Source organism: Fervidobacterium changbaicum (assembly GCF_004117075.1).
GTDB classification, from domain to species: domain Bacteria; phylum Thermotogota; class Thermotogae; order Thermotogales; family Fervidobacteriaceae; genus Fervidobacterium; species Fervidobacterium islandicum.
In genome coordinates this window covers 622,085-645,758 of record NZ_CP026721.1, presented here as the reverse complement: position 1 = coordinate 645,758, position 23,674 = coordinate 622,085, and the positions used below count along the sequence as shown (strand labels likewise).

The 23,674-nt window shown below is 42.0% G+C and carries 21 protein-coding genes; all 21 read left to right on the top strand.

The window, feature by feature from the left end:
- Positions 1–25 precede the first annotated feature (25 nt).
- The 21 genes from CBS1_RS02935 to gyrB all read left to right on the top strand — a co-directional run bounded on the left by CBS1_RS02935 (position 26) and on the right by gyrB (position 23,494).
- The gene (locus CBS1_RS02935; RefSeq protein ID WP_241685556.1) at positions 26–2,536 is read left to right on the top strand and encodes a DNA polymerase III subunit alpha; all 2,511 of its coding nucleotides are present in this window, start codon (positions 26–28) and stop codon (positions 2,534–2,536) included.
- 21 nt (positions 2,537–2,557) lie between these two features.
- Positions 2,558–3,598: an AmmeMemoRadiSam system radical SAM enzyme gene (gene amrS, locus CBS1_RS02930; protein ID WP_090221814.1), complete on the top strand. Its 1,041-nt coding sequence runs from the start codon at positions 2,558–2,560 to the stop codon at positions 3,596–3,598.
- Positions 3,559–4,635 carry an FAD:protein FMN transferase gene (locus CBS1_RS02925; protein ID WP_241685555.1) on the top strand — a complete coding sequence of 359 codons (1,077 nt, stop codon included), beginning with the start codon at positions 3,559–3,561 and terminating at the stop codon, positions 4,633–4,635. Before amrS ends, CBS1_RS02925 begins: the two co-directional genes overlap by 40 nt.
- A gap of 36 nt (positions 4,636–4,671) precedes the next feature.
- Positions 4,672–5,034: a YbaB/EbfC family nucleoid-associated protein gene (locus CBS1_RS02920; protein WP_090221815.1), complete on the top strand. Its 363-nt coding sequence runs from the start codon at positions 4,672–4,674 to the stop codon at positions 5,032–5,034.
- A gap of 42 nt (positions 5,035–5,076) precedes the next feature.
- Entirely contained in the window at positions 5,077–5,790 is a 714-nt protein-coding gene (locus CBS1_RS02915) for a rhomboid family intramembrane serine protease (RefSeq protein ID WP_033191805.1), read from the top strand.
- Positions 5,791–5,889: 99 nt separating this feature from the next.
- The gene (locus CBS1_RS02910; protein ID WP_052107157.1) at positions 5,890–7,002 is read left to right on the top strand and encodes a hypothetical protein; all 1,113 of its coding nucleotides are present in this window, start codon (positions 5,890–5,892) and stop codon (positions 7,000–7,002) included.
- 164 nt (positions 7,003–7,166) lie between these two features.
- Positions 7,167–8,159, top strand: coding sequence for a hypothetical protein (locus tag CBS1_RS02905; RefSeq protein ID WP_033191804.1), 993 nt, complete (start codon positions 7,167–7,169; stop codon positions 8,157–8,159).
- Between the two features lie 125 nt (positions 8,160–8,284).
- On the top strand, positions 8,285–10,078 hold the full coding sequence (locus tag CBS1_RS02900; protein WP_090221817.1) for a TIGR03960 family B12-binding radical SAM protein: 1,794 nt from the start codon (positions 8,285–8,287) through the stop codon (positions 10,076–10,078).
- A gap of 16 nt (positions 10,079–10,094) precedes the next feature.
- Positions 10,095–11,387: a nicotinate phosphoribosyltransferase gene (locus CBS1_RS02895; RefSeq protein ID WP_033192612.1), complete on the top strand. Its 1,293-nt coding sequence runs from the start codon at positions 10,095–10,097 to the stop codon at positions 11,385–11,387.
- An 89-nt stretch (positions 11,388–11,476) separates the two neighbouring features.
- Entirely contained in the window at positions 11,477–12,769 is a 1,293-nt protein-coding gene (gene gcvT, locus CBS1_RS02890; protein ID WP_084384050.1) for a glycine cleavage system aminomethyltransferase GcvT, read from the top strand.
- Between the two features lie 24 nt (positions 12,770–12,793).
- Positions 12,794–14,119: an aminomethyl-transferring glycine dehydrogenase subunit GcvPA gene (gene gcvPA, locus CBS1_RS02885; protein ID WP_033191803.1), complete on the top strand. Its 1,326-nt coding sequence runs from the start codon at positions 12,794–12,796 to the stop codon at positions 14,117–14,119.
- Complete coding sequence (gcvPB, locus tag CBS1_RS02880) at positions 14,116–15,549, top strand: aminomethyl-transferring glycine dehydrogenase subunit GcvPB (protein ID WP_033191802.1); 1,434 nt, start codon at positions 14,116–14,118, stop codon at positions 15,547–15,549. The genes gcvPA and gcvPB overlap by 4 nt, the downstream gene beginning before the upstream one ends.
- Positions 15,550–15,579: 30 nt before the next feature.
- A complete protein-coding gene (gene aspC, locus CBS1_RS02875) occupies positions 15,580–16,710 on the top strand; it encodes an aspartate aminotransferase (RefSeq protein ID WP_090221819.1) in 1,131 nt (376 codons plus the stop codon).
- Between the two features lie 139 nt (positions 16,711–16,849).
- Positions 16,850–17,056 carry a hypothetical protein gene (locus CBS1_RS02870; protein ID WP_033191800.1) on the top strand — a complete coding sequence of 69 codons (207 nt, stop codon included), beginning with the start codon at positions 16,850–16,852 and terminating at the stop codon, positions 17,054–17,056.
- Positions 17,031–17,759 (top strand): ATP-binding cassette domain-containing protein, encoded by a 729-nt coding sequence (locus CBS1_RS02865; RefSeq protein WP_090221820.1) that lies wholly within the window; start codon positions 17,031–17,033, stop codon positions 17,757–17,759. The genes CBS1_RS02870 and CBS1_RS02865 overlap by 26 nt, the downstream gene beginning before the upstream one ends.
- A 3-nt stretch (positions 17,760–17,762) precedes the next feature.
- Complete coding sequence (locus CBS1_RS02860; protein WP_090221822.1) at positions 17,763–18,716, top strand: 1-phosphofructokinase family hexose kinase; 954 nt, start codon at positions 17,763–17,765, stop codon at positions 18,714–18,716.
- Between the two features lie 2 nt (positions 18,717–18,718).
- Entirely contained in the window at positions 18,719–19,189 is a 471-nt protein-coding gene (locus tag CBS1_RS02855) for a CBS domain-containing protein (RefSeq protein WP_033191797.1), read from the top strand.
- 36 nt (positions 19,190–19,225) lie between these two features.
- The gene (gene mtaB / locus CBS1_RS02850; protein ID WP_033191796.1) at positions 19,226–20,524 is read left to right on the top strand and encodes a tRNA (N(6)-L-threonylcarbamoyladenosine(37)-C(2))-methylthiotransferase MtaB; all 1,299 of its coding nucleotides are present in this window, start codon (positions 19,226–19,228) and stop codon (positions 20,522–20,524) included.
- Positions 20,496–21,245 (top strand): aminotransferase class IV, encoded by a 750-nt coding sequence (locus CBS1_RS02845; RefSeq protein ID WP_236938324.1) that lies wholly within the window; start codon positions 20,496–20,498, stop codon positions 21,243–21,245. Before mtaB ends, CBS1_RS02845 begins: the two co-directional genes overlap by 29 nt.
- Positions 21,233–21,523, top strand: a complete 291-nt coding sequence (locus tag CBS1_RS02840; RefSeq protein WP_033191794.1) for a DciA family protein — start codon at positions 21,233–21,235, stop codon at positions 21,521–21,523. The genes CBS1_RS02845 and CBS1_RS02840 overlap by 13 nt, the downstream gene beginning before the upstream one ends.
- 36 nt (positions 21,524–21,559) lie before the next feature.
- Positions 21,560–23,494, top strand: coding sequence for a DNA topoisomerase (ATP-hydrolyzing) subunit B (gyrB, locus tag CBS1_RS02835; RefSeq protein ID WP_275060683.1), 1,935 nt, complete (start codon positions 21,560–21,562; stop codon positions 23,492–23,494).
- The last annotated feature ends 180 nt before the right edge of the window (positions 23,495–23,674 follow it).

Sequence of the window (23,674 nt, the reverse complement as noted above, 5' to 3'; positions counted from 1 at the left end):
CCTGGAAAACGGGGTTAGCCAGGTCGTGCTTTCTGATACAACGTTCTCCGGAATCGTTAAGTTTTTGGAGACAGCGAAAAACTATAGAGTACGGGCAATAATAGGACTCAGAGTCGGTGATAAGACCTACATCGCAAAAGATTCAAACGAATTGGGCAGGATGTTTATCATCTACAACAGGTATGCCAAATCACAGACACAATCAGCGAGAATTGAAGAGCTTTTAAACCAAGAATTCGAATCCATATCTCATCCTCCAATTTACTATTTGCCGGGACAAAAAGAGTACTTTCAAGCGATGGTTCAATACTTTGGGAAATCCCCAGAAACCATAGCCACTGCAAGCTATTTCAAAGGATTTGAGTTAAAAACCAATGGAAATTTCACCTACGATTTGCGGAGTTCTCAGACTTTGTACCATGGTTCGGAGGATTTCTTTCCAAAACTTTTGGAAAATGAGAAAGAGTATTATGCAAGGTTGAAGCACGAAATTGAGCTCGTTAAGAAGTTCAAGTTTGAGAGTTATTTTCACACAGTAAAGCGTATAGTGGACATAGCCAAGCGGAATGGTGTAGAGATTGGCCCTGGAAGGGGAAGTGTTGTTGGTAGTTTACTTGCTTACAGGCTTGGAATCACAAAGGTAGACCCTGCGAAATTTGGACTACTTTTCGAGAGGTTTTTGAACGAAGGCAGGAGAGATTATCCGGATATCGACCTTGATGTTGAAGATATTCAACGCCAGAGATTGATAAACGTTCTGAGAAACGAGTTCGGGAATGTTTACAACATTAGTGCCTTCGCCACAATGCCTGAAAAGATACTAAAACAGTACGGTCCCTTGGCGGATTATCTTTCCGATATCCCTGTTCAGAGAACGACACATGCAGCGGGCGTTATAATTTCGACCACACCGTTGAAAGTTCCCCTCGTTCCCGGTACAGAAACGATAGAGTGGGATATGAAAGACTTGGAAAAGCTTGGGTACACAAAATTCGACATCCTTGGTTTAAAGACGTTAACTGTATTAAAAGAACTGAGGGAAGAATCAAAGGAATCGAAAAAGATAGCACAAAATCCACATCTAACAAGGATTCTGAATGTTAATCCTGATCTTTTTTACCAGATGTTGCTTGAACTCCAGAACTCGGAAGAAGGAAAGAAGACCTACAAGTACATTTCCGCTGGCTTCACAGACAACATCTTCCAGCTCGATAGTTTTATAGCCAAACAAGTAGTTCGCGATTTGAAACCAGCGACATTTGAAGAGCTCGTAATGGCAATATCGCTTAACAGACCTGGACCTATAAAGGCGGGTATCACCAAAGAAATAAGGCAATTAAAATTGCACAAAACGTTCAAGTTCAACATCCCACAGCTGAAAGAGACTTACGGTTTCCCGATTTATCAAGAACAGGTAATGAAAATCGCAATGGAGTTAGCAGGTCTGACGAGTGTTCAAGCAGATGAACTGCGAAAGGCTATAGCTAAAAAGGACATGGGGAAGGTCAAAGAAACCTATGAAATGCTTACAAGGAAGCTGACGGAACTTTACGGTAGTGAGGGTAAGGAACTTTCAAGGGTAATTCTCACTCTTGGAGAATACGCGTTCAACAAATCGCATGCGGTTGCTTATGCACACATCACATATTTCATGGCCTACTTCAAAGTCAACTATCCGACGCTCTTCTACGATGTCTATTTAAAGTACGACACAACAATTCTTCCTACTGCAGTTTACAATCTGCAAGCTCTTGGATACACCGTTAGTCCGCCGAAACTGAACATTGGAGCGATAGTTGATAGAAAGAACAAACAGCTTCGAGAGCATATATACACGCTACCACTCTACGTTGTTCCCGGTATGTCTTTGGAAAAATCAAGAAACTTACAATCCCAGACCTTCGAATCGTTTGAGGAATTTGTGGAGAAATCCGGACTCTCACTTTCAACAGTCGAGGTGCTCATCAAAATTGGTGCGTTCGACGGATTGTTCGAAAGTAGGAGGAAGGCTATTCAGAAGTTGCGCTCTTTGAGGAGCGGAATAAATCCGGAGGTTGTTAAAATCGGTAGCAAACTTTTCGGAAAAGTTTTGCAAAAAGAGGAAGTAAAGACAGAAGATGACTGGGAACGCACACAGATGGAATACGATATATTGAAAATAGCGTTCACTATCCCTACGAAAGCTGAAAACTTCTTAGCTCCATATTCACTTGCTTATGCTTTAGAATTACCACTTGGTGTTCATGTTACCGTAAAGGCGGGTTTTGGAACCGACGGGAAAAGTGTCTTTAAAGCGCACATGCCTGACGGTGAGTACACACTGATTTATCCGAACACCTACGAACTGGGTAAGCTGAGGGTCGACTACGTGCTCGATGAAGAGCCTCTGAAAAGCGAGATTTCAAAGTCCACATCTGGCAGAGGTTACGAAAGGATAGTTTTACCAAGCAAAGAAGTAATACAGAACGCCAGACCAATCAAAAACTCTTTTAAAACGTTGTTTGTTAAAGAAGTAGATAGAAGTGTAAATGCATAAATGCAGAAGGTGGTGGGTGAAATGAGTAAGCCCGAAGATAGCATGGAAGAGTTCATAAAGTTGAAAGAGGCATTGTTTTACAAACAACTTGGTGACAATACAGTCCAGTGCGGGCTTTGTCCTCACAACTGCGTGATAAAAGAAAATGGCGTTGGCGTCTGCAAGGTTAGGAGAAACATAGGCGGAAGATTATACACGATGAATTACGGAGAGATAAGTTCCATAGCACTTGATCCGATAGAGAAAAAGCCACTCTTTCATTTCTATCCGGGAAGTTCGATAATATCTGTTGGCACTTGGGGCTGTAACTTCAAATGTCAATTTTGCCAAAACTGGGAGATTTCGCAACAAAGACCACCGTACGTGAAAAGAATTACACCAGACGACTTGGTTGATATAGCTCTTGAGTACATGCATGAAGGAAATTTAGGCATTGCGTACACCTACAGTGAACCGATAGTGTGGTATGAATTTGTGTACGACGCAGCGAAGTTGGCAAAAGTTAGGAATCTTAAGAATGTACTTGTCACAAATGGCTATATAAACGATGAACCATTTGACGAACTAATTCCCTACATCGATGCGATGAATATTGACCTTAAGGCATTTAACAACGAGTTCTATCAAAAAGTATGTGGTGGAAGGTATGAGCATGTTTTGAGGACCATTGAAAAAGCTTACAAGGCAGGTGTTCATGTGGAAGTGACCACACTCGTTGTTCCCGGTGGTAACGATAAGTTGGATGAACTTGAAGAGGAATTTAAGGCGTTAGCAGAGATATCCAAAGACATCCCTCTACACCTTTCGCGCTACCATCCTGCTTACAGATACAGCGTGCCTGCTACAAAAGTAGATTTTCTATTAGAAGCTTACAAACTTGCGAGAAAATATTTGAACTATGTCTATTTAGGCAATGTTTGGGATGAACGGTATGAAAGTACATATTGTCCAAAGTGCGGAAATGTTGTTATAATTAGAAGAGGTTACGATGTGCGAATCGTAAATTTGGATGAGGAAGGGCGGTGCAAGGTGTGCAACAACCAGATCCTAAAGAAATTATGATACTCAACAAGATTGTTGTATTTTCGGTAATTGTTTTCTTCATAGTTATCGCCGCTATTTATTTACTCTTTGTCTCCGGAAAGACGGGCCAGTACTCGGATTTTGAGGATTACATATTCGGAACGTACGTCAGAATGAAGATTTCTTCCAGGGTGAATCCTTCAACCATCGCTAAAGCCATTTTTGCTGAAATGAAACGGCTCGAGAAAAAGTTCGATCCGTACGATAAAGCATCCGTTCTCTACAAGCTGAACCATTCAGAAGACTGGGTAGAGGTCGACGATGAAACTTTGTCTGTGATAGACTTGGCTCTAAAGATTGCGCGGGATACGGAAGGTGCCTTTGACCCTGCATTAGGACGCCTCATAGACCTTTGGGGATTCAGCAAATTTACAGAAAGGCAGGCGAATGGAATATTCAACATCCCTAGTGCTAGTGAGATCGCAGAAGCTGCTTCAAAATCAGGTTACCAGAAGGTAGCAATTGACTATGTGAATAAGAAAATCAGGACAAACGGTGCCTGGATAGACCTCGGTGGGATGCTAAAGGGATACGCTCTGAAGAGGGCTTATCAAATCGCGAAAGAATTTGATAAGTCGTGCCATGGGTTCATAGAAACCGGCGGTCAGATCATGATCCTTGGTCCGAAGTACAACAGAACAAAGTGGGTTATAGGTGTAAGAGATCCACGCGGGCAACCTGGTGAGAACATAGACATAGTATATTTAAGCGAAGGTTCCGTAGCCACAAGCGGTGATTACGAGAGATTCTTCATAGTTGACAACGTCAGATACCACCACATTCTTGATCCGAGAACAGGTTATCCTGCAAACAAGGCAGTTAGCGCAACTGTGATCTCAAATGATCCCGTCATTGCAGACGCATTTTCAACAGCTGCATTCGTACTTGGTGAAGATAGGTGGTTGTTTACTCGAACGGTCTTCCCAAAATACGGTGCGGAGGTGCTTTTGGTAACTCCGAAAAAGCAACTTTTGAGAACCGATAACTTCAAAATTTACGAAATAGCCGATAGGTAATTTTTGGAAATTAACAGTAAAAGGAGGAGTACTCAGATGAAAAAGTTGAAAAGTTTTGGCGGAAGAAACCTCGGTGGGGCAAGTGGAACTCCTGGACTACCTAAGAACTTTGCGGAATTGCAAAGGTTGCAGATGAAGATGGAGGAAGAACTTAAAAGCCTCGAAGAATCGTTCGCACAAGAGCAAGTGGAAGTGGAAGTTGGAGGAGGAGCACTTAAGGTAGTGGCAACATGCGACAGGCAGATACGAGATATCATTTACGAAAAGGACTTACTCGAAGACTTGGAGATGTTCAACGATATGCTGAAAACGGCTATGAATGAGATATGGCAAAAAGTAGAAAATATCAGAGAAGAAAAAACAAACGAAATAATTGCGAAGTATAATCCACTTGGTTAGTTCTTCCTTGGCAAATTTTACTAAATCGTACGGAGGTATGGGATGTTCAGATTTTTGGATAATATAGCGTCGCGAAGGCAGTTTTACATGTACATAATATTGATTGATTCGCTGATTTTACTTGCATTCTACGTGGCTCAAACGTTTTACAGAGTAGGTGATACCGCTTACTTGCTTTTCGGTGCGCAGTATGGCCCTTTTGTTGACCAAGGTGAATGGTGGAGAATCGTAACTGCGATGTTCATGCATGGTGGATTTCTGCATTTGGCATTTAATATGTACGCTTTATACATACTTGGAAGCTACGCGGAGGGGATTTACGGTTCGTACCGTTTCCTCTCCTATTTTATTATAACAGGCATCGCAGGTAACGTTGCGACTCACTATTTCTATCACGACTCTCTGTCAGTAGGTGCCAGCGGTGCGATATTTGGATTAGTCGGCGCACTCTTTGCATCGGGTTTTAGGAAAGATACACCTTTCTTTTTAAAGCCCATAACAGGTAGCGCACTGCTTCCAATGATAATAATAAACATCGCACTGGGATTTATCCCAGGTTCAGGTATAAACAACGCGGCACACATAGGTGGGTTGTTAACGGGCATGCTTCTTGGATATGCAATTCCTGTTTACTCATCGTACCGAGCGGAGAGATTTTGGAAAACGTTAGCGACTCTGCTTTTAATACTGGTTGTAATTAGCTTTGGAATGCTGGTTTACTCTGACTTTACACTGCTCAAATTGGCAACTCGCTGAGTTATTGGACATCGTATGTTTGCGTAAGTGAACCAATTAATTATTAACTAGGGTACAGGTTAGGTTGGAATCCATCAAAAACAAAAGAGGTGGTTCGGTATGTCCCGAACAATTTTGTTGTTTGTGAAGATACTCGGATTTTTCGTCGCTCTGTCGATCATCTTTTCAGCCACTGCGTTTGCTAACATACTTGTACTATTTAACAACTACGGTTGGTTGATCAAAAACGTTGACGACGGTTTCGTTGTCCCACAAGATTGGCAGGTGCTTCAGGTATCGGCATCCAGATGGTACGTTGAGTCCAAAAAAACAGACACAAAGTACGAATTGCCATCAACTTTACCACTTGGTACATACACAATAACTGAGAACTACCTCGTTTCTGAAACCGGGGAGGTCTTCGCAAACACACCTTTCGGACTTGCAAAAGTGCTTGAAAAAGGAAAGGTGCAAAATGTTCTTAAACTTAGCGAAAAGGCAGATGTACTTTTCAGAATCCCCGGCTTTTACAGGATTTACTACAGTTTGAAAGGTGACATGCTTGAACAATTCTTCGAGTTAAGAGCACCTGTGGAGAATGCTTACGTAATTCTTTCGACAGCCCCCGAAGAAAGCAGAGTCGCTTTCAGCAAGATGGCAGTGGCGCAATCGGTTGAGGCAGTGGAGACCTCTGCAGCGGGTAGGAAGATCTTTATCTTGGGAAACATGGAAGGCTTGGACAAGGGCATCAATATCAGAAACAAGGTTATTAAAGTTGTCAGAAGAGATGTCAACAGGATCACATTGAATTACAGTTACAGCTACGACTGGCAGCCAGCTGATTACGTTGTCGAATTGAAAACAGGCGAAGAACTGCCTTCCGGAGAATTGTACGTTTACGGCAACATCTTAGGCTACACAGTTCCTATTGGATACACACAGATGCCGGATCTGAACAAAGAGGGAAACATCTTTGTCTCAAAGAGCTGGCAAGTTTTCCATTCTTGGACGCTTACTAAACTGACAAAAGCTGGCGGAAGGATTTATATAACCGGGGATTTAAACTTGAAAGGAAATGGCATTGCGAAGATAGTTATACAGGCAAGAGGTATTGCTAATCTTACCATTTCATCAGGTACCATAGTTAAACAAGCATCTGACTATGCCGAAATAGAATTGAACGTGTCCGGTGTTGCGAAGGTAGCTATATCGTTTAATTACCTGATTGAGTGAACTGAGATTGGCGGAAGTGTTCAGGATGACCAGAAAAAAAACCTCATCTGCTAAGAGAACGACTGCACCGTACGATGATGTACTTATTTTGTTTGCCAATTACGGTTGGTTTATAAAGAAAGTTAAAGATGGTTTTTCAGTCCCTCAAGATTGGAATGTCGTGTATGCATCGGCATCTAAGTGGTTACTTAGAAATCAAAGAGACGAAAACAAGATACGAATTGCCTGCAACTTTGCAAACTGGAACATACAAGATGATCAAGGATCATCTTGTCTCAGAAAATGGAGATACATTTGCAAACACACCATTCGGACTTACGAAAGTACTTGAAGAGGGAAAAGCAGAATACGTACTAAGACTCAGCGAAGAATCGGATGTGCTATTCAAGGTTCCCGCTTCTGTAGTGGTGTACTACATTTTAAAGGGTGATGTTCTCGAACAATTTTTCCGACTGCAGGCACCTGTCGACAAGGCTCATGTAATTATCTCAACGGCACCGTACGAAGAGGTAGAACGCGCAAGCATGTACATTACGCTGTACAGATTAACAACCCGAGTAAAATCAACTTCACCCGAAGCACTATACGAAGAGACGTCCTATGCCGGTATGAAGATGTTTTTGTTTGGTGATGTAGAAGGTTTGGATAAGGACATTAACATTAAAAATAAAACTATAAAGGTTGATAGAAAAGATTTCAACAGGATCCGATTGACATATCGTTCAAGCTACGACTGGAAGCCTGCTGATTACATTATCGAACTGAAAACGGATCAAGAACTTCCCTCCGGAAAACTGTACATCTACGGTGACATCTTTGGCTACAACGTACCTATCAAAGTTATAAATATGCCCGATATAACCGGAGAAGGTACAGTATTCGTTTCAAAAAGTTGGCAAGTGTACCATTCGTGGGTACTAACTAAAATGTCTAAAGCCAATGAAAGAACATATGTAACCGGCGATTTAAAATTAAAAGGAAATGGATCTACAAGGATAGTTATAGAAGCGAAAGATATTTCTAACTTTGCTTGCTCAAAGGGCACCATTGTCCATCAGGCCTCAGATGTTGTTGAAATCGTGGTGAACGTGTCGGATAGCGAAACGGTGTCTATATCTTTCGATTACTTAGATAGAGTATTAGAGGATATCTTCTAATACACTGAGCAAAGCTGAGCCTTCGTAAAAACAGTGGTTTTAGTTTGAAATGCTCGTACAACACACATAACACATTTTCCAATTGTGGATTGTAAAAGATTTCACAAGACTATAGGAGGTATATTGTGAAACAAGAGAGCAGCAGAATCATCAAATTTCTCTCGGAAAACCTAAATCGTGTTTCAAAGCCTGCACGTTACATCGGTGGAGAGTACAATGCTGTCTTTAAAGAAGTCAAGAGTAACACACTCCGGGTAGCGTTAGCGTTCCCCGACGTCTACGAAGTTGGGATGTCGCATTACGGATTGGAGATATTGTATTGGCTTGCAAACGAACTTGATTTTGTCTACGCAGAACGCACGTTTCTTCCCTGGCCTGATATGATTGAAAAGATGGAAGAGCACGATGTACCGCTCTTCACATTGGAAACTAAGACGCCCGTCTACGAAATGGACGTACTGGGAATTTCTCTTGAATACGAACTATCCTACACAAACGTGCTTAAGTTACTTGAACTTGCCCGTATTCCGATTCGATGCTACGAAAGAAGGGAAAATGACCCTATCGTTGTTGGTGGGGGGCCTGTTGCTTTCAACTGTGAACCCATCGCCGAAGCTTTCGATGCAATTTACCTTGGTGATGGAGAGGTCAATTTTCAGAACTTTCTGAGAGTTGTACAAAAGACCAAGGGTTTAAACCGAGAAGAACGTTTAAAGGAACTTGCAAAGATAAACGGTGTGTACATTCCCATGTTTTACACACAGGTGGGTAGAAAGATTGTTCCAAAGTACGATTTTGTTCCACAAAAGGTTAAAAGAAACATCGTTAAAGACTTGGACAGTGTCCGACATTTTGAAAAGAAGATAGTTCCGCACGTTGAAAGTGTGCACGATAGAGTTGTTGTTGAAATAAGTAGAGGCTGCACTCGAGGCTGTAGATTCTGCCATGCTGGTTACGTTTACAGACCAGTTAGGGAAAGAAGTGCTGATAAGATTGTTGAGATTGCAAAAAGGCTTCTTGAAAATACTGGATACGACGAGGTTTCGCTCCTATCGCTTTCCGCATTGGATCATTCGCAGATAAATGAAATAGTTGATAAATTCCTGCCTTATGTGAAGGAGAAGAATATTTCCATCTCCATTCCTTCAACACGAGTTGATGCTTTTAACATACAGTTGGCTGAGAAGATCTCTACAGTTCGTAAAACGGGTTTAACGTTCGCCCCGGAAGCAGGTAGTCAAAAGATGAGGGACGCGATAAATAAGCAGATTTCGTACGATGAAATACTAAAAACTGCTCAGGAAGCCAAAAAAGCTGGTTGGAGGAGAATAAAACTTTACTTCATGGTAGGTTTTCCTGACGAAACCGAAGAGGACATCCGTGAGATAGGTGAGCTTGTGAAAGCAATTAAAAAAATCGGGTTCATGGATATAACGGCATCGATTAATCTGCTAATTCCAAAACCGCATACAGCGTTCGAGTTTGCGAAATTGCAACCACCGGAATATATGGATACAGTGAAGAAGATATTGAATCCATACAAAAAATTTGGAAAACTGGACATAAACGACGGAAAAAAGAGCTTTGTCGAAGGTATCCTCTCTCGCGGTGATAGGTTGCTCTTGCCCATAATTGAAAAGGCCTACAAAATTGGTTACTATGATGAGTGGGGAGAGTATTTTTCATACGAAAAGTGGTCGAAGCTTTTTGAAGAGGTAGATATCAATCGTTACACAGGTCCTTATGGACTTGAGGACTTTCCATGGGACCATCTTGATAGTGGTGTAGATAAGAACTTCCTCTGGAGCGAATACCAAAAATATTTCTCCGGTCAGACCACTATAGATTGTCGTGAACGCTGCACAGCTTGTAGAGTTTGTTTTGATTACAAAGTTACCAACGTGATGAAGGGGAGGTAAGACGATGAGTGCAAATATGAAAAGGCTCCATCCAAAGGTTTTCAAAGTTCCAATCGATAGAATAAGGATGGGGTATTATTCGGATAAATACTTTACAAGATACGTTGAGGTTCTGAAAAAGGATAACCGTCACCCAAGGGTGTACTACCAGTTCTTTCCACGAGACAACGCAATTGTCTGCGGGGTTGATGAAGCACTGGCCATATTAAGATACTGCACGGGGTATTACAAAGATGAAGAGCGTGCGAAAGAGCTCTACAACGATATCCTCAGACTGGATAAGGCGATGCAAAGTCTAGCTGTTGAAGGGAACGTTGAGGAAATTGTTGAACTTACGAGGAAAAAGTGGGACATAAGATTGAAACTCAACGACCTCTGGGTTGACAAATGGGACGAGATAGAAGTTAGAGCTGTGTACGATGGAGAGTATGTTCCTGAAGGCGAGCCATTGATGACGATCGAAGGTGACCCGATTTACTTCGGATATTTGGAAACCGTTTTGCTCGGGGTTATCGCAAGGGCAACAAGTACAGCAACAGCTGTGAAGAAAGTCGTTGACGCTGCTAATGGAAAACCAATCCTCTTTTTCAGTGCACGATTTGACCACTACTGGGTGCAGGCAACAGACGGTTATGCAGCACTCAAAGCTGGTGCCTTCGGTGTTTCAACAGATGCAAATGCGGACTACTGGGGTGTAGAATCGATGGGTACCATCCCACATGCACTCATCGCTGCATACGATGGAAGCACGGAAGATGCGGCAATTGCGTTTGACAAGTACATGCCAGAGAACGTCAACAGAATCGTGCTCGTGGATTGGGACAACGATGTTATCGGCACAACGTTCAGGGTTGTGAAGAAACATTACGAATACGTAATGGGTAAACCTTTCATCCTTGGTGAGACAGACCCATCGCCGATTATCGGACCTGGAAAGAATAAAATCTGGGGCGTAAGGTTCGATACATCTGGAAATCTAAGGGACAAGTCGGTCACACCCATCGGTCCTCAGTCGTTTGGCGTGTGTCCAGAACTTGTTTGGAAGGCGAGAAACGAATTCGATAAAGTGGGGTTAAAAGACTTGAAAATCGTCGTTTCAGGAGGATTCGACGAAGAAAAGATAAAACTTTTCGAATCTTTAGGAGTGCCAGCTGATGTGTACGGCGTAGGTTCGAAATTGCTGAAGAAAAAGATAGATATAACAGCTGACATAGTGGAAGTCAACGGAAGACCGTGTGCGAAGGTGGGAAGATACAAAAAAGACGCATCACACTTGAAAATCGTTCCTAAACGTTATTGGGAAGAGTAAGAATCTTTTGAAAAAGTTCGCATTGCGCAATAGAATAGATTTGAAGACAAAATGTACAGCATTCGGTTCTTGGGAGATGACTAAAACCGATGTGGAAAATAATTAAAAGTACGATTGGTGAGTTGGAAGCGCAGCTTATTCAGAAGTTCCTGGAGGCATATGGTATCCCCGTCGTAATCCAAAAGACGGATGTTTTTGTTCATCCAATTTTTGGAAGCAGTGCACAATGTGAAGTGCTAGTCCCTGAAGAATACTACGAAGAAGCGTGCAATCTACTTCAGAAGGAGGGAACCAAGGTGAAATACACACCGCTGTACGAAGACCATGTAAAGTTAGGAGCAAAGATGGTTGAATTCGCGGGCTATTACATGCCGTTGCAGTACGAAGGAATAGTCGCTGAAGTAAACTTGGTAAGAAAAGAAGTCGGAATGTTCGATGTTTCCCACATGGGTGAATTTTTGTGCGAAGGACCAGATGCGATAAGCTTTGCAAACTATGCGGTGACGAATGATTTTGGTTCGATAAGATTTGGAGATGTCATCTACACAGCTATGTGCAACGAAAATGGCGGTTTTGTAGACGATTTGCTTGTTTACAAAATAGCTCCTGAGAAGGTCATGTTCGTTGTTAACGCTGCAAATATCACCAAGGATTTCAACCACTTGTCGAAACTCGCACAAAAATTCAAAGTTACTCTAAAGGATATCTCAGATGAAACAGGACTCATCGCCGTTCAGGGTCCAAAAGCACAAGAAAAGCTCCAGCCTCATACTAATTTGAACCTTGAAGATATTGGTTTTTATTCTTTTGCCGAAGGTGAGATATTTGGAGTAAAAGGTATCATTTCAAGAACAGGCTACACGGGAGAAGATGGATTCGAGCTCTACCTTCCTGCAAACGAAACTACGTTTGTTTGGCGCAAATTACTTGAAATTGGCATAAAACCAGCAGGACTTGGCGCAAGAGACGTGCTGAGATTGGAAGCAGGACTCTTGCTTTACGGAAACGACATGGACGATACAGTAACTCCACTTGAAGCAGGTATCTCCTGGGCAGTGAAGTTTGAGAAAGGTGATTTCTTTGGAAAAGACGCATTGCTGAAGCAGAAAGAAGAAGGACTTAAGCGAAGATTGAGGGGCTTAACGTTTGAATCGAAACTTGTCCCAAGACACGGGATGGAGGTTTATAAAGATGGTCAAAGAATTGGACACGTAACAAGCGGAACATTCTCGCCGACGCTGAATAAATCGATAGCCTTCGCGCTTGTCGATGCGAACATCAAGCTCGGCGACGTTGTTCAGGTGCTGATAAGGGACAAGTATGTGGATGGAACGGTTGTGAAAACACCGTTCTACCGCGGTAGTGTAAGGTCAAAGAAGTAATACCGACAGAAGGGAGTGAGTTAAGTGCACAGGTACATACCGCACACCGAAGAAGAGATAAAACAGATGCTCCAAGAAATAGGGGTCAGCAGTATCGACGACTTATTCGTGGATGTCCCAAAAACGATAGATGGATACAACATACCTGAAGGCAGAGATGAATTCACCGTAAAGAAGATAGTCGAAGGTTTGGCAAAAGAAAACGTGCACTTTGAACCAACTAATGTCTTCTTAGGTGCAGGGGTTTACTACCACTATATTCCATCAGTTGTAAGACATATGGCTTCAAACCCGAATTTCGTAACCGCTTACACGCCCTACCAAGCCGAAGTTTCACAAGGCACTCTTCAGATGCTATTCGAATATCAAACGATGATGTGCGAGCTAACAGGTATGGAAGTTGCCAATTCTTCCATGTACGATGGTGCAAGCGCGTTTGCAGAAAGTTTGCTCATGGCAACAAGGATAACAGGAAAGACTAAAATGCTTGTCGCCGAGTCGATAAATCCAGAATATAGAACGGTCGCCAAAACTTATACAAAACCTCAAGGTATAGAAATTGTTGAAATTAAGTACGATGAAACGGGGAGAATAGATTTGAACATCCTTAGAAGTTCACTTTCCGAAGAAATTGCCGCTGTGGCGGTTGCTTATCCGAACTTCTTTGGTGTTATCGAAGATTTAAAGGCTGTAAGGGAAGTCATACCACAAAACATCGTATTTATAGTCGTGGCGGAACCAGTGTCTTTGGCTCTCTTAGAAGCTCCAGGAAAGTTCGGTGCTGATATCGTTGTGGGCGAAGGACAATCACTCGGTGTCACTCCAAACTTTGGAGGACCAGGAATAGGCTTTTTCACGACACTTGAAAAGCATGTGAGAAAGATGCCTGGCAGAATCATAGGTGAAACGAAAGATTTGGAAGGCAAGAAGGGTTATGTGATGATACTCCAAACAAGGGAACAACACATCAGAAGAGAAAAAGCAACGTCAAATATCTGCTCTAACCAAGCGTACATAGCATTAATAAACGCTATTTACCTTTCAACAATGGGACCTCAGGGGTTAAAAGAAGTCGCTTGGAGGTCTTACAACAACGCCCATGTACTTGCTAAGATGCTTGAAGAAAAAGGATTTGAAAGAATTTTCAAAGGGGAGTTCTTCAACGAGTTCGTAATCAGAGTACCTGATAATTACAGGGAAAAATGGCACAATATGGTGAAAGAAGGTATCCTTGGTCCAATACCGGTTGATAGAGTTTACAAAACGCTCGGACCGAGTGCTCTCGCTTGTGCAACGGAAGTCAACACGAAAGAGTCGATGAAAAAGCTTGTCGAGGTGATGTCAAAATGACAATCTTCGAAAAAAGTGTAGCAGGAAGAAAAGGTTACGAACTGCCCGTTTACGATGTTGAAGAGTTAACGTGCGAAATTCCACAGCACCTTGTAAGAAAAGAACCACCGATGCTTCCAGAAGTTTCAGAAGTCGATGTTGTGAGACACTACACAGACCTTGCAATGAAGAACTACTCAGTTGACAGAGGGTTCTATCCGCTCGGTTCATGTACAATGAAGTACAATCCGAAAATCAACGAAGATATGGCAGCACTTTTTACTGACATTCATCCGTTCCAACCAAGAGAAACAATAACAGGGGCCGTAAAGCTGATGGGACATCTCAAAGAGTTATTGTGCGAGATAACAGGGACCGATGATATGACGCTACAACCAGCAGCAGGAGCGCATGGAGAGTTGACGGGATTGCTTGTCGCAAGGGCGTATTTTGAAGATAAAGGCGAATTGGAAAAAAGAAGGAAAGTACTTGTGCCTGATAGTGCACACGGTACAAACCCAGCATCTGCTGCGATGGCAGGTTTCGAGGTTGTAGAACTGAAATCGGGAGAAGATGGTTGTGTTAACCTTGATGAATTAAAGACGCATCTGGATGAAAGCGTTGCGGTTATAATGCTCACCAATCCAAATACGTTGGGACTTTTTGAAAAAGATATACTTAAAATAGCCCAGATGGCACACGAAGTTGGAGCACTACTTTACTACGACGGAGCGAACCTAAATGCAATCATGGGAAGAACAAGACCTGGTGATATGGGATTTGATATCGTACACCTGAACCTGCACAAAACATTCAGTACGCCACACGGAATGGGTGGACCAGGAAGTGGACCAATCGGAGTTAAGAAACACCTCGCACCGTACTTGCCCGTACCTGTTGTGAGAAAAACAGAAAGTGGTTACGATTTGGATTACAACTTACCGAAATCGATAGGCATGGTGCGTAGCTTCTACGGTAACTTCTTGGTAATGGTCAAGGCGTACACATACATCTTGACGATGGGCAATAAAGGACTCAAACACGTAAGTGATATGGCGGTCCTCAATGCAAATTATCTGAGAAAGAAACTCTCGAAGCTCTACCAAGTTGCCTACGATAGGATATGTATGCACGAATTTGTAATTGACAACGAAGAATTCGCAAAGAAAACCGGTGTGAAGACCCTAGATATCGCCAAGAGAATACTTGATTATGGAATGCACGCACCAACTGTTTATTTCCCACTCATAGTCCACGAAGCAATGATGATAGAACCGACTGAAACAGAAAGCAAGATGACACTTGATAAATTCGTTGAGATAATGGAAAAGATTTACAATGAAGCGCACTCAGACCCAGAGCTTGTTAAAAAAGCACCGTACACTACACCTATTAGAAGGTTAGACGACGTAACAGCTACTAAGTTCCCGGTATTCCGATTCAAAAAGTGAGCAAACGATAGAGTTGGGTGGTGTTGGACAATGCATCCCACAGAATGTATAGCACCGTCGAAAACATTGGAAATCGATGCACTGGCCAAGAAGCTGTTATCAGTAGGGAAAGATGTAATAAACTTCACGGTTGGTGAGCCCGATTTTCCTACACCAAGTAACATAGCCGAAAAGGCCATAGAAGCGATCAGAAAAGGCTACACGAAATACGTAGACAGCAACGGCATTCCCCAACTTCGTGAAGCTATATCTAAATACTTAGCAGAAAAGAAAAAGGTCTTCTATACACCAGATGATATCGTTGTTAGTAATGGTGGCAAGCAGGCACTTTTTAACGCATTTTCTGCCATATTGGATGAAGGCGACGAAGTTTTGATGTTCGCACCGCTTTGGGTAAGCTACATTCCACAGGTCCTACTTGCCCGGGGAAAACCGGTTGTGGTTAAGACAAAATTCGAGAACAACTTTGTGCCAACTAAGGATGAGATACTAAATAACATAACCGATCGAACAAAAGTGATACTTGTAAACTCGCCGAACAATCCAACTGGAGGTATCTACGACAGAGAAACACTTGAAACAATTGCGAAAATAGCCAACGAAAGAAACGTCTTCGTTGTTAGTGATGAAGTATACGATGACTTGGTGTACGATGGAACTCATATCTCAATGTACGGTCTTGTGAAGGATGAACTTCTTATTTACGTTAACGCATTCAGCAAATCTCATGCGATGACTGGTTGGCGTGTGGGTTACACCGCGACGAAGAATAAAGAAATTAAGAAAAGAATTTCCAAAATCCAAAGCCATGTCAGTTCAAATATAAATACCCCAGCTCAGTACGCGGCAATAGAAGCGTGTAACACGGATAACAAACCGATGATTGAGGAGTTCAAAAAGCGCAGGGAATTCATAATGAACAAAGCTAAGGAGTATGGATTGGAATTTATAGAGCCAAAAGGAGCGTTCTATCTCTTCTTTAAAGTCAGTGGCAACGATGAAGAATTCTGCAAACAACTGCTCTCAGAAAAATTGGTTGCAACCGTGCCCGGTAGTGCGTTTGAGATGCCGGGGTTTGTGAGAATCAGTTTTGCTACATCCATCGAAAAGATAGAAGAAGGGATGAAAAGGTTGGGCGAATTTATTAGAAGCGGGAATTAAGAGCTCTGAAAATATAACATACAATCTAACAACCCAAAATGGGCTACTGTCTGTGTAGCCCATTTTTTTGTTTTTTGTTCAATTTTCTTAACTTATGGCTAAGAATATTAATCTAACGGGCAATGCAGGGAGGTCAGGTTTGTGGTATAATACAAATGAAAAGAAAAAATTGAAAAAAGGGGCTGGTATAGTGCAGAAGGTAGTTAAATTGAAAAAAGAAAAGACACTTTCCCAGTACGAGTTGATAAAGCTTGCGAACATGGGTGATGAAAAAGCAAAATCCGAGTTGGAGGAACGGTTAAAGGACACGGTGAAAAAGGATGAGAAAAAGAAAGATACAAAGTAGAATAAATCATTTGAGGTGTGAGAATTTCGGTGCAAAAGTTCAGGAAAGTATATTGTTCGAAAACGTGAACCTATCTCTCAACGTAGGCCAGTTTGCTGTCTTATACGGTCCGAGAGGTTCTGGAAAATCTGCTTTTCTCAGAAGTTTTGCACTTCTTAATCGTGAAGTTTATCCAAACATAGAGTACTCAGGAAACGTATATCTTGACGACACAAGCCTTTTCCAAATCGATGAGAAGGAAGTAAGACAGATCGTTACTTACCTGGATACCAATTTCCTCGAATCACTCGATTACTTGACGTTCAAAGACCTTGTCAGGCTAGTATTTGGTTCGCACTATAAATTCAAAATTGAAGACCATGCCACGGAACTTGATAATTTCGGTGTGTTGAAAGCACTCTATAAGTTTGAAAAGACACCACTTTCTTCGTTGTACGTTCTTGAGAAAATAGGACTTTTACTTTTTGTTTCTACGGTGAGGCAGTCTTCTGTTCTCGTGCTTGATTGTTTGCTTGACCATCTTGATGATGAGCACGTCGAGTCAGTTACAAAAATGCTCAGAGAACTTTCGGAATACAAGGTAGTTATACTGGCAACAAGAACACTGAAGAGATTCATAGGTTTGGGAGATGTGCTTATCGTCATGAAGAGCGGACAGGTGAAGTTTTTCGGTGATCCCAAAGAATACGTATTGGGGGTATAAACCATGGAAGTTTTGACCGTATGTCTTAACCCGGCTCTGGACCGCGAGTTTGTGGTCGACAATTTCAAAATTGATAAGTTGAACATCGTCCCTAATGAAAAGAACAAGATGAGTCCCGGTGGAAAGGGAGTAAACGTTGCCGTTATCTTATCGAATTACGGTGTGAAGTCTGTTGTCACGGGTTTCCTCGGAGGCTACGTTGGAAACGTGCTCCTTTCAGAGCTGAGAAAGAAAAGTTCACTGATAACGACGAGCTTTCTGCGGATAAACGATGAGACACGTGAAAATATAGCTATTGTAGATACGGTGAACCACACACTGACCGAGATAAATTCAGAAGGTCCAAGGGTAAATGAGGAAGACATCAAAAAGTTCATCAAACGATTCGAGGTTCTTGTTCAAAAAGTAAAAGTGGTTGTCATATCGGGAAGCGTTCCGAAGGGTGTTCCAAACAACATATACGGCGAATTGACGCAAATAGCAAAGAAGTACAATAAAACCGTCTTTTGGGAGGCACGTGATGAAATTATAACCGAATCTATAAAGATTGCTTATCCAGATGTTTTAAAATACGACATGAGAAGAAGTGAAAAAGTGCTTGGAAACATTCTGAACACGGAGCAAGAGTACACACAAGCGGCGAAAGAATTTGTCAAACAGGGAGTGAAGCTCACCATTCTGTCTTACAAAACGGTGTACGACTTTGTTGCGAACGAAGACGGTGTTTGGAAGTTCTCCCCAAAAATTCAAATAGACCATTCTTACTTGTTAGGTAGCGGTGACACATTCGTTGCAGCAATGGTGTACGCAAATCTTAAGAATAAATGTTGCATCGACATGGCAAGGTACGGGTATGCGGCTGCTGTTGCAAAGACATCCTACTTAGGTAAGGAGCCACCATCTGTGGAACAGATAGAAGAATTTTTAGGTCATATAACGACTGAGAGGGTGGAGTAAGTATGCGAAATCTCAAGGTTAAAGACTTTATGACCTACGATTTAACATTCGTATTCGAGAACGATACCGTTGAGGACGTAGTTGATATACTCCACAAAACTGGACTTTCGGGTCTCTGCGTTGTCGATTCAGAATTGAGAGTGGTCGGATTTGTTAGCGAAGACGATATAATAAAAGCATGTTTGCCAAGCTACTTCAACCTGCTTCAAACTGCGGCTTTTCTACCAGATACAAACTTATTCATAAAGAATTTGAAGAGCATTGCACACAATCCTATAGGAAAATACGCTACAAAGCCTGTTTTTACAGTGAAACAAGATGACACGTTGCTCTACGTTGCGGATATGATAATGAGAAAAGGCTTTAAAATGGTCCCTGTTGTTGATGAAAACAATGTTTTGCTGGGGTACGTTACAAGAGTTGCGATTTTACAAAGTGCTATAAACGCCAATACAGTAGAAGAAATAAAGTAAGGTTTAGAGTTAATTTAGGAGAGTGGTGAAACGCGGATGAGAGTTTCGGTGATTACTCACGGGTGTAAGATGAATCAATACGAAAGTGAACTGATAATAGAGATGCTTGAGAATGCTGGATATGTGGTACTTTACGGTGAAGATCAAGGTGCGGAGGTTTACATACTCAATAGCTGTGCGGTAACTGGCGAGGCAGAAAGAAAGGTAAGGCAGGCAGTTAGACACTTGAGAAAACTCAATCCAGACGCGAAGATCATACTTACAGGATGCTATGTCCAAGTTCCAAGAGCTATCGAAGAGTACAGTTCGTTAGGTGTGGATTTAGTACTTGGTAATCTTGAAAAAAAGCGCATACTGAATTTCATAAACGAAGTTGGTGGATATTTCAACTCTCGGTATTGGGAAGAAGACGATATATCATTCGAAATCGTCGAAAACTCTGTGACCGAGCGTTCCAGAGCGTTTGTAAAAGTTGAAGATGGATGTAATAACGGATGTACTTACTGCGTGATTCGTTCGTTGAGAGGTACCAGAATAAGAAGTAAGCCAATAGAAGTGGTGGTCAAAGAAATCGAAAAGCTCGTCAGTAAAAGGCATAAAGAGATAGTGATAACTGGCTTGAATTTGGGAAAGTATGGTGTGGACTTGGGGGTTAACCTTGCGGAACTGCTGCAGAAGATTGCAAGTATCGAAGGTGATTTCAGAATAAGGTTGAGCTCAATAAATCCCGAGGACTTGACCGACGAACTGATAAAGGTTATTACACAAGAAGAGCGAATTTGCAACCACTTGCACATACCCGCTCAAAGCGGAAGCACGAGTGTGCTGAGAAGGATGGGGAGAAACTACAGCGCCGAGTATTTCATAGAGCGAGTTAACAAACTTAGGCAGATCGATCCGTTCTTTTCCATAACTACGGACATCATGGTCGGTTTCCCTGGTGAAACGGAAGAAGAATTCAAAGAAACGTTAGATTTTGTTAGAACTATCCAATTCAGTAAAGTCCATACTTTTAGATATTCTCAACGACCGAATACACCTGCAGCACGTTTTGAAAACCAAGTACCTGGGAATGTGAAAAAAGATCGCGCTGAGATACTTATAAAGCATGCCGATAACGTTGCCAACGAGTACAGAAAACAGCTTGTTGGTAAAACAACGGTTGTACTGGTCGAAGGCGTGCAGAACGGAATTGCTTACGGATACGATGAATATTACCTCTTCCACGAAATCAATACGGGCATTATCGGAGAATTTTCAAAAGTGAAGATATGTTCAGTCACGAATGAAGGTGTGGTGTCGAAAGTTGTTCAAAAGCAGGCATCAAACGAATGAGATCATAGATGCTTTGACCAAGGGAATAGCTGTTTACGAAACTCTCAGAACTTACAACGGAAAACCATTTGCGATAGAAGAGCACTACCGTAGGCTCTGCAAGTCACTTGGATACCTTAAGATAAACCCGCCAACTTACGAAGAGTTTGAAAAGCTCATCTACGATAACCTTTCAGAGCGAATCAGAGTAGTGTATGTGTACGATGGTAGGCTACTCAGCTATGTTTTCCAAGAGTCTACCGAAAATTTTACCGTTGATTATGTTAAGATAGATTTCACTAACGTACGACGAGCAGGTCCAAGTAGCATTCCGCCTGACTTAAAGTCTCTTGGAAGACCTGACATATACCTCGCAAGACTCACAAAGGGCGACAATTACGATGTGCTTTTATTGGGAAGCAAAGGTCAATTGTGCGAAGGAACTTTCAGTAATGTATTTCTTTTAAAAGGCGGCAGATTCGTAACACCATCTCTGGATTCAGGCATATTGGACGGTATCACACGAATGTACGTGATAAGATTTTTAAAAGAGAAAGGTTACACCGTTGAAGAGAGGTTTGTAGAACCTTGCGAAGTGTTCTACGCAGATGAGGTATTTCTAACACATACAAGCAGAGGTATTGTCCCTGTTCATCAAGTGGGTACTCTTAAAACCATCAGTACAAGCCTTTCTGAAAAACTCGCCAAAGAATTCGAGGAGTATATAAAATGTTTACTCTGAAAAAAGCATTTGAAGACTTGGCAAAAAGCAACGAATTCTTCAGGAAGCTGCTTGTCCTGTCTTCACTGCAGGATGAAACGGTTCAAATACTTGGAAGTGCGGTTTCAAAGCACTGCACTTTCAAAAGCTTTGAATCAGGTATAGTAACTATAACATGTGACGATATAATATGGAGCAACGAACTCAAGAAGATGAAGCGACAAATTAAGAAGAAAATCGAACAATACTTAGGCATAACATTTTCAGACATAAAAATTGAAGTTGAGCGAAAGAGATAGCAAGAGCGTAAGAAAAGCAAATCGGAGGTGTGGTTTGTGGACAACGTAGTGAATAAAGAGAAAGAGAACGGAATAACAAATCAATACACTGCTCAGAACATAAAGGTTTTGAAAGGTCTGGAACCTGTTCGAGAAAGGCCAGGTATGTACATTGGTTCGACGGGTAAGACGGGATTACATCACCTCGTATATGAAATCGTTGATAACAGCATAGACGAGGCTATCCAAGGTTATTGTGATAGGATTACCGTAAGGATTAAAGCAGATGGGTCAGTTGAGGTTGAAGACAATGGTCGAGGAATACCAGTCGATATACACCCGGAAACGGGGACAAGTGCCCTTGAAGTTGTGATGACAACACTCCATGCTGGTGGTAAGTTCTCAAAAGAAAGCTACAAAGTTAGTGGTGGTTTGCACGGTGTTGGTGCTTCTGTTGTGAACGCACTTTCGGAGTGGATGGAAGTTGAGGTTCATAGGGACGGTAAAATTTACAGGCAGCGCTATTCTCGTGGAGTAAAAGTTACGGAAGTGGAAGTTGTAGGTGAGACCACAAATCGCGGAACAATAGTTCGATTCAAGCCCGATAAGACCATATTCACAACCGTTGAATTCGATTCTGACACGATACTAACAAGGTTGAGAGACTTAGCATTTCTGAATCCGAATGTGACAATAGAATTTATAGACGAGAGGAACAATATCCAGAGAACACTCCACTACTCCGGAGGTTTGAAAGAATTCGTATCCTACCTGAACAGAGGTGAAAAGACTCTCCACGATATAGTTTATATAGAAGGAGGAGTACAAGACGTTCAAGTTCAAGTAGCATTTCAGTACACGGATAATGACATTGAAGAAATCATTTCGTTTGTGAACAACATAAAGACTGTTGACGGTGGAACTCATGTCACTGGCTTCAAAACAGCTTTTACGAGGGTTGTAAACGAACTTGGGAAGAAGAAGAACTTAATAAAAGGTGAACCATTCAGAGGCGAAGATTTGCGTGAGGGAATGACGGCTGTTATATCCGTGCTCATGATGGGAACACCACAATTCGAAGGACAGACAAAATCCAAGCTCGGTAACGAAGAAGTCCAGGACGCCGTTGCTAAAGTTGTCAGAGACAAACTGACGGACTACTTTGAGGTCAACGAATCTGTACTGAAAGTTATAATTCAAAAAGCTCAGCAGACAAGGGAAGCAAGAGAAGCAGCGAAACGCGCAAGAGAAGCTGTGAAACGAAAGAGCAGTCTTGGTGCCTCAACACTTCCTGGAAAACTCGCGGATTGCATTACCAAGAACTTAGAGGAATCCGAACTCTTCATCGTTGAGGGTGATTCTGCAGGTGGGAGTGCAAAACAAGCAAGAGATAGAAACTTCCAAGCCATTTTGCCACTTAGAGGAAAGATACTTAACGTTGAAAAAAGCAACGAACTCAAATTACTCAAAAATGAGCAGATTAGGGACATAATAACTGCCATAGGGACTGGAACAGGGGACAATTTCGATGAGTCGAAACTTAGGTATGGAAAAATCATAATAATGACCGATGCGGACGTTGACGGTGCGCACATAAGAACGTTGCTTTTAGCTCTCTTTTACAGGTACATGCGTCCATTACTTGAAAATGGACGAATATACGTAGCTATGCCACCACTTTACAAGCTCACCGTCAGTGGTGAAAAGCCCGTATACCTGTATTCAGATGAAGAACTAAAAGAAAGGCTTGCAGGCATAAATGGTAAACGTTACGAAATCCAAAGGTACAAAGGTCTTGGCGAAATGAACCCAGAACAACTTTGGGAAACGACGATGAACCCAGTAACAAGGAAGATAATCAAAATAACGATAGAAGACGCCGAAGAAGCGGACAACCTCTTTGAGATCTTGATGGGAAAAGACCCAGAAGAACGAAGAGGTTACATAATGCGACATGCAAGACAACTCAGCTTAGTTGATTTGGATGTGTGAAAATGCGGAATTTGTTGAAAAAGCGCACCCGCAGGTGCGCTTTTTTGCTTTTCTGTCAACCATAGACTACATGTATGAGTGTGCACGCGTATCACATGTTCTTTAGTTTAATGCAACCTACCGCAACTTTTCATATAAAATCTCGATAGAGATTTATACACCTGTAAAAAAGATTTCTAC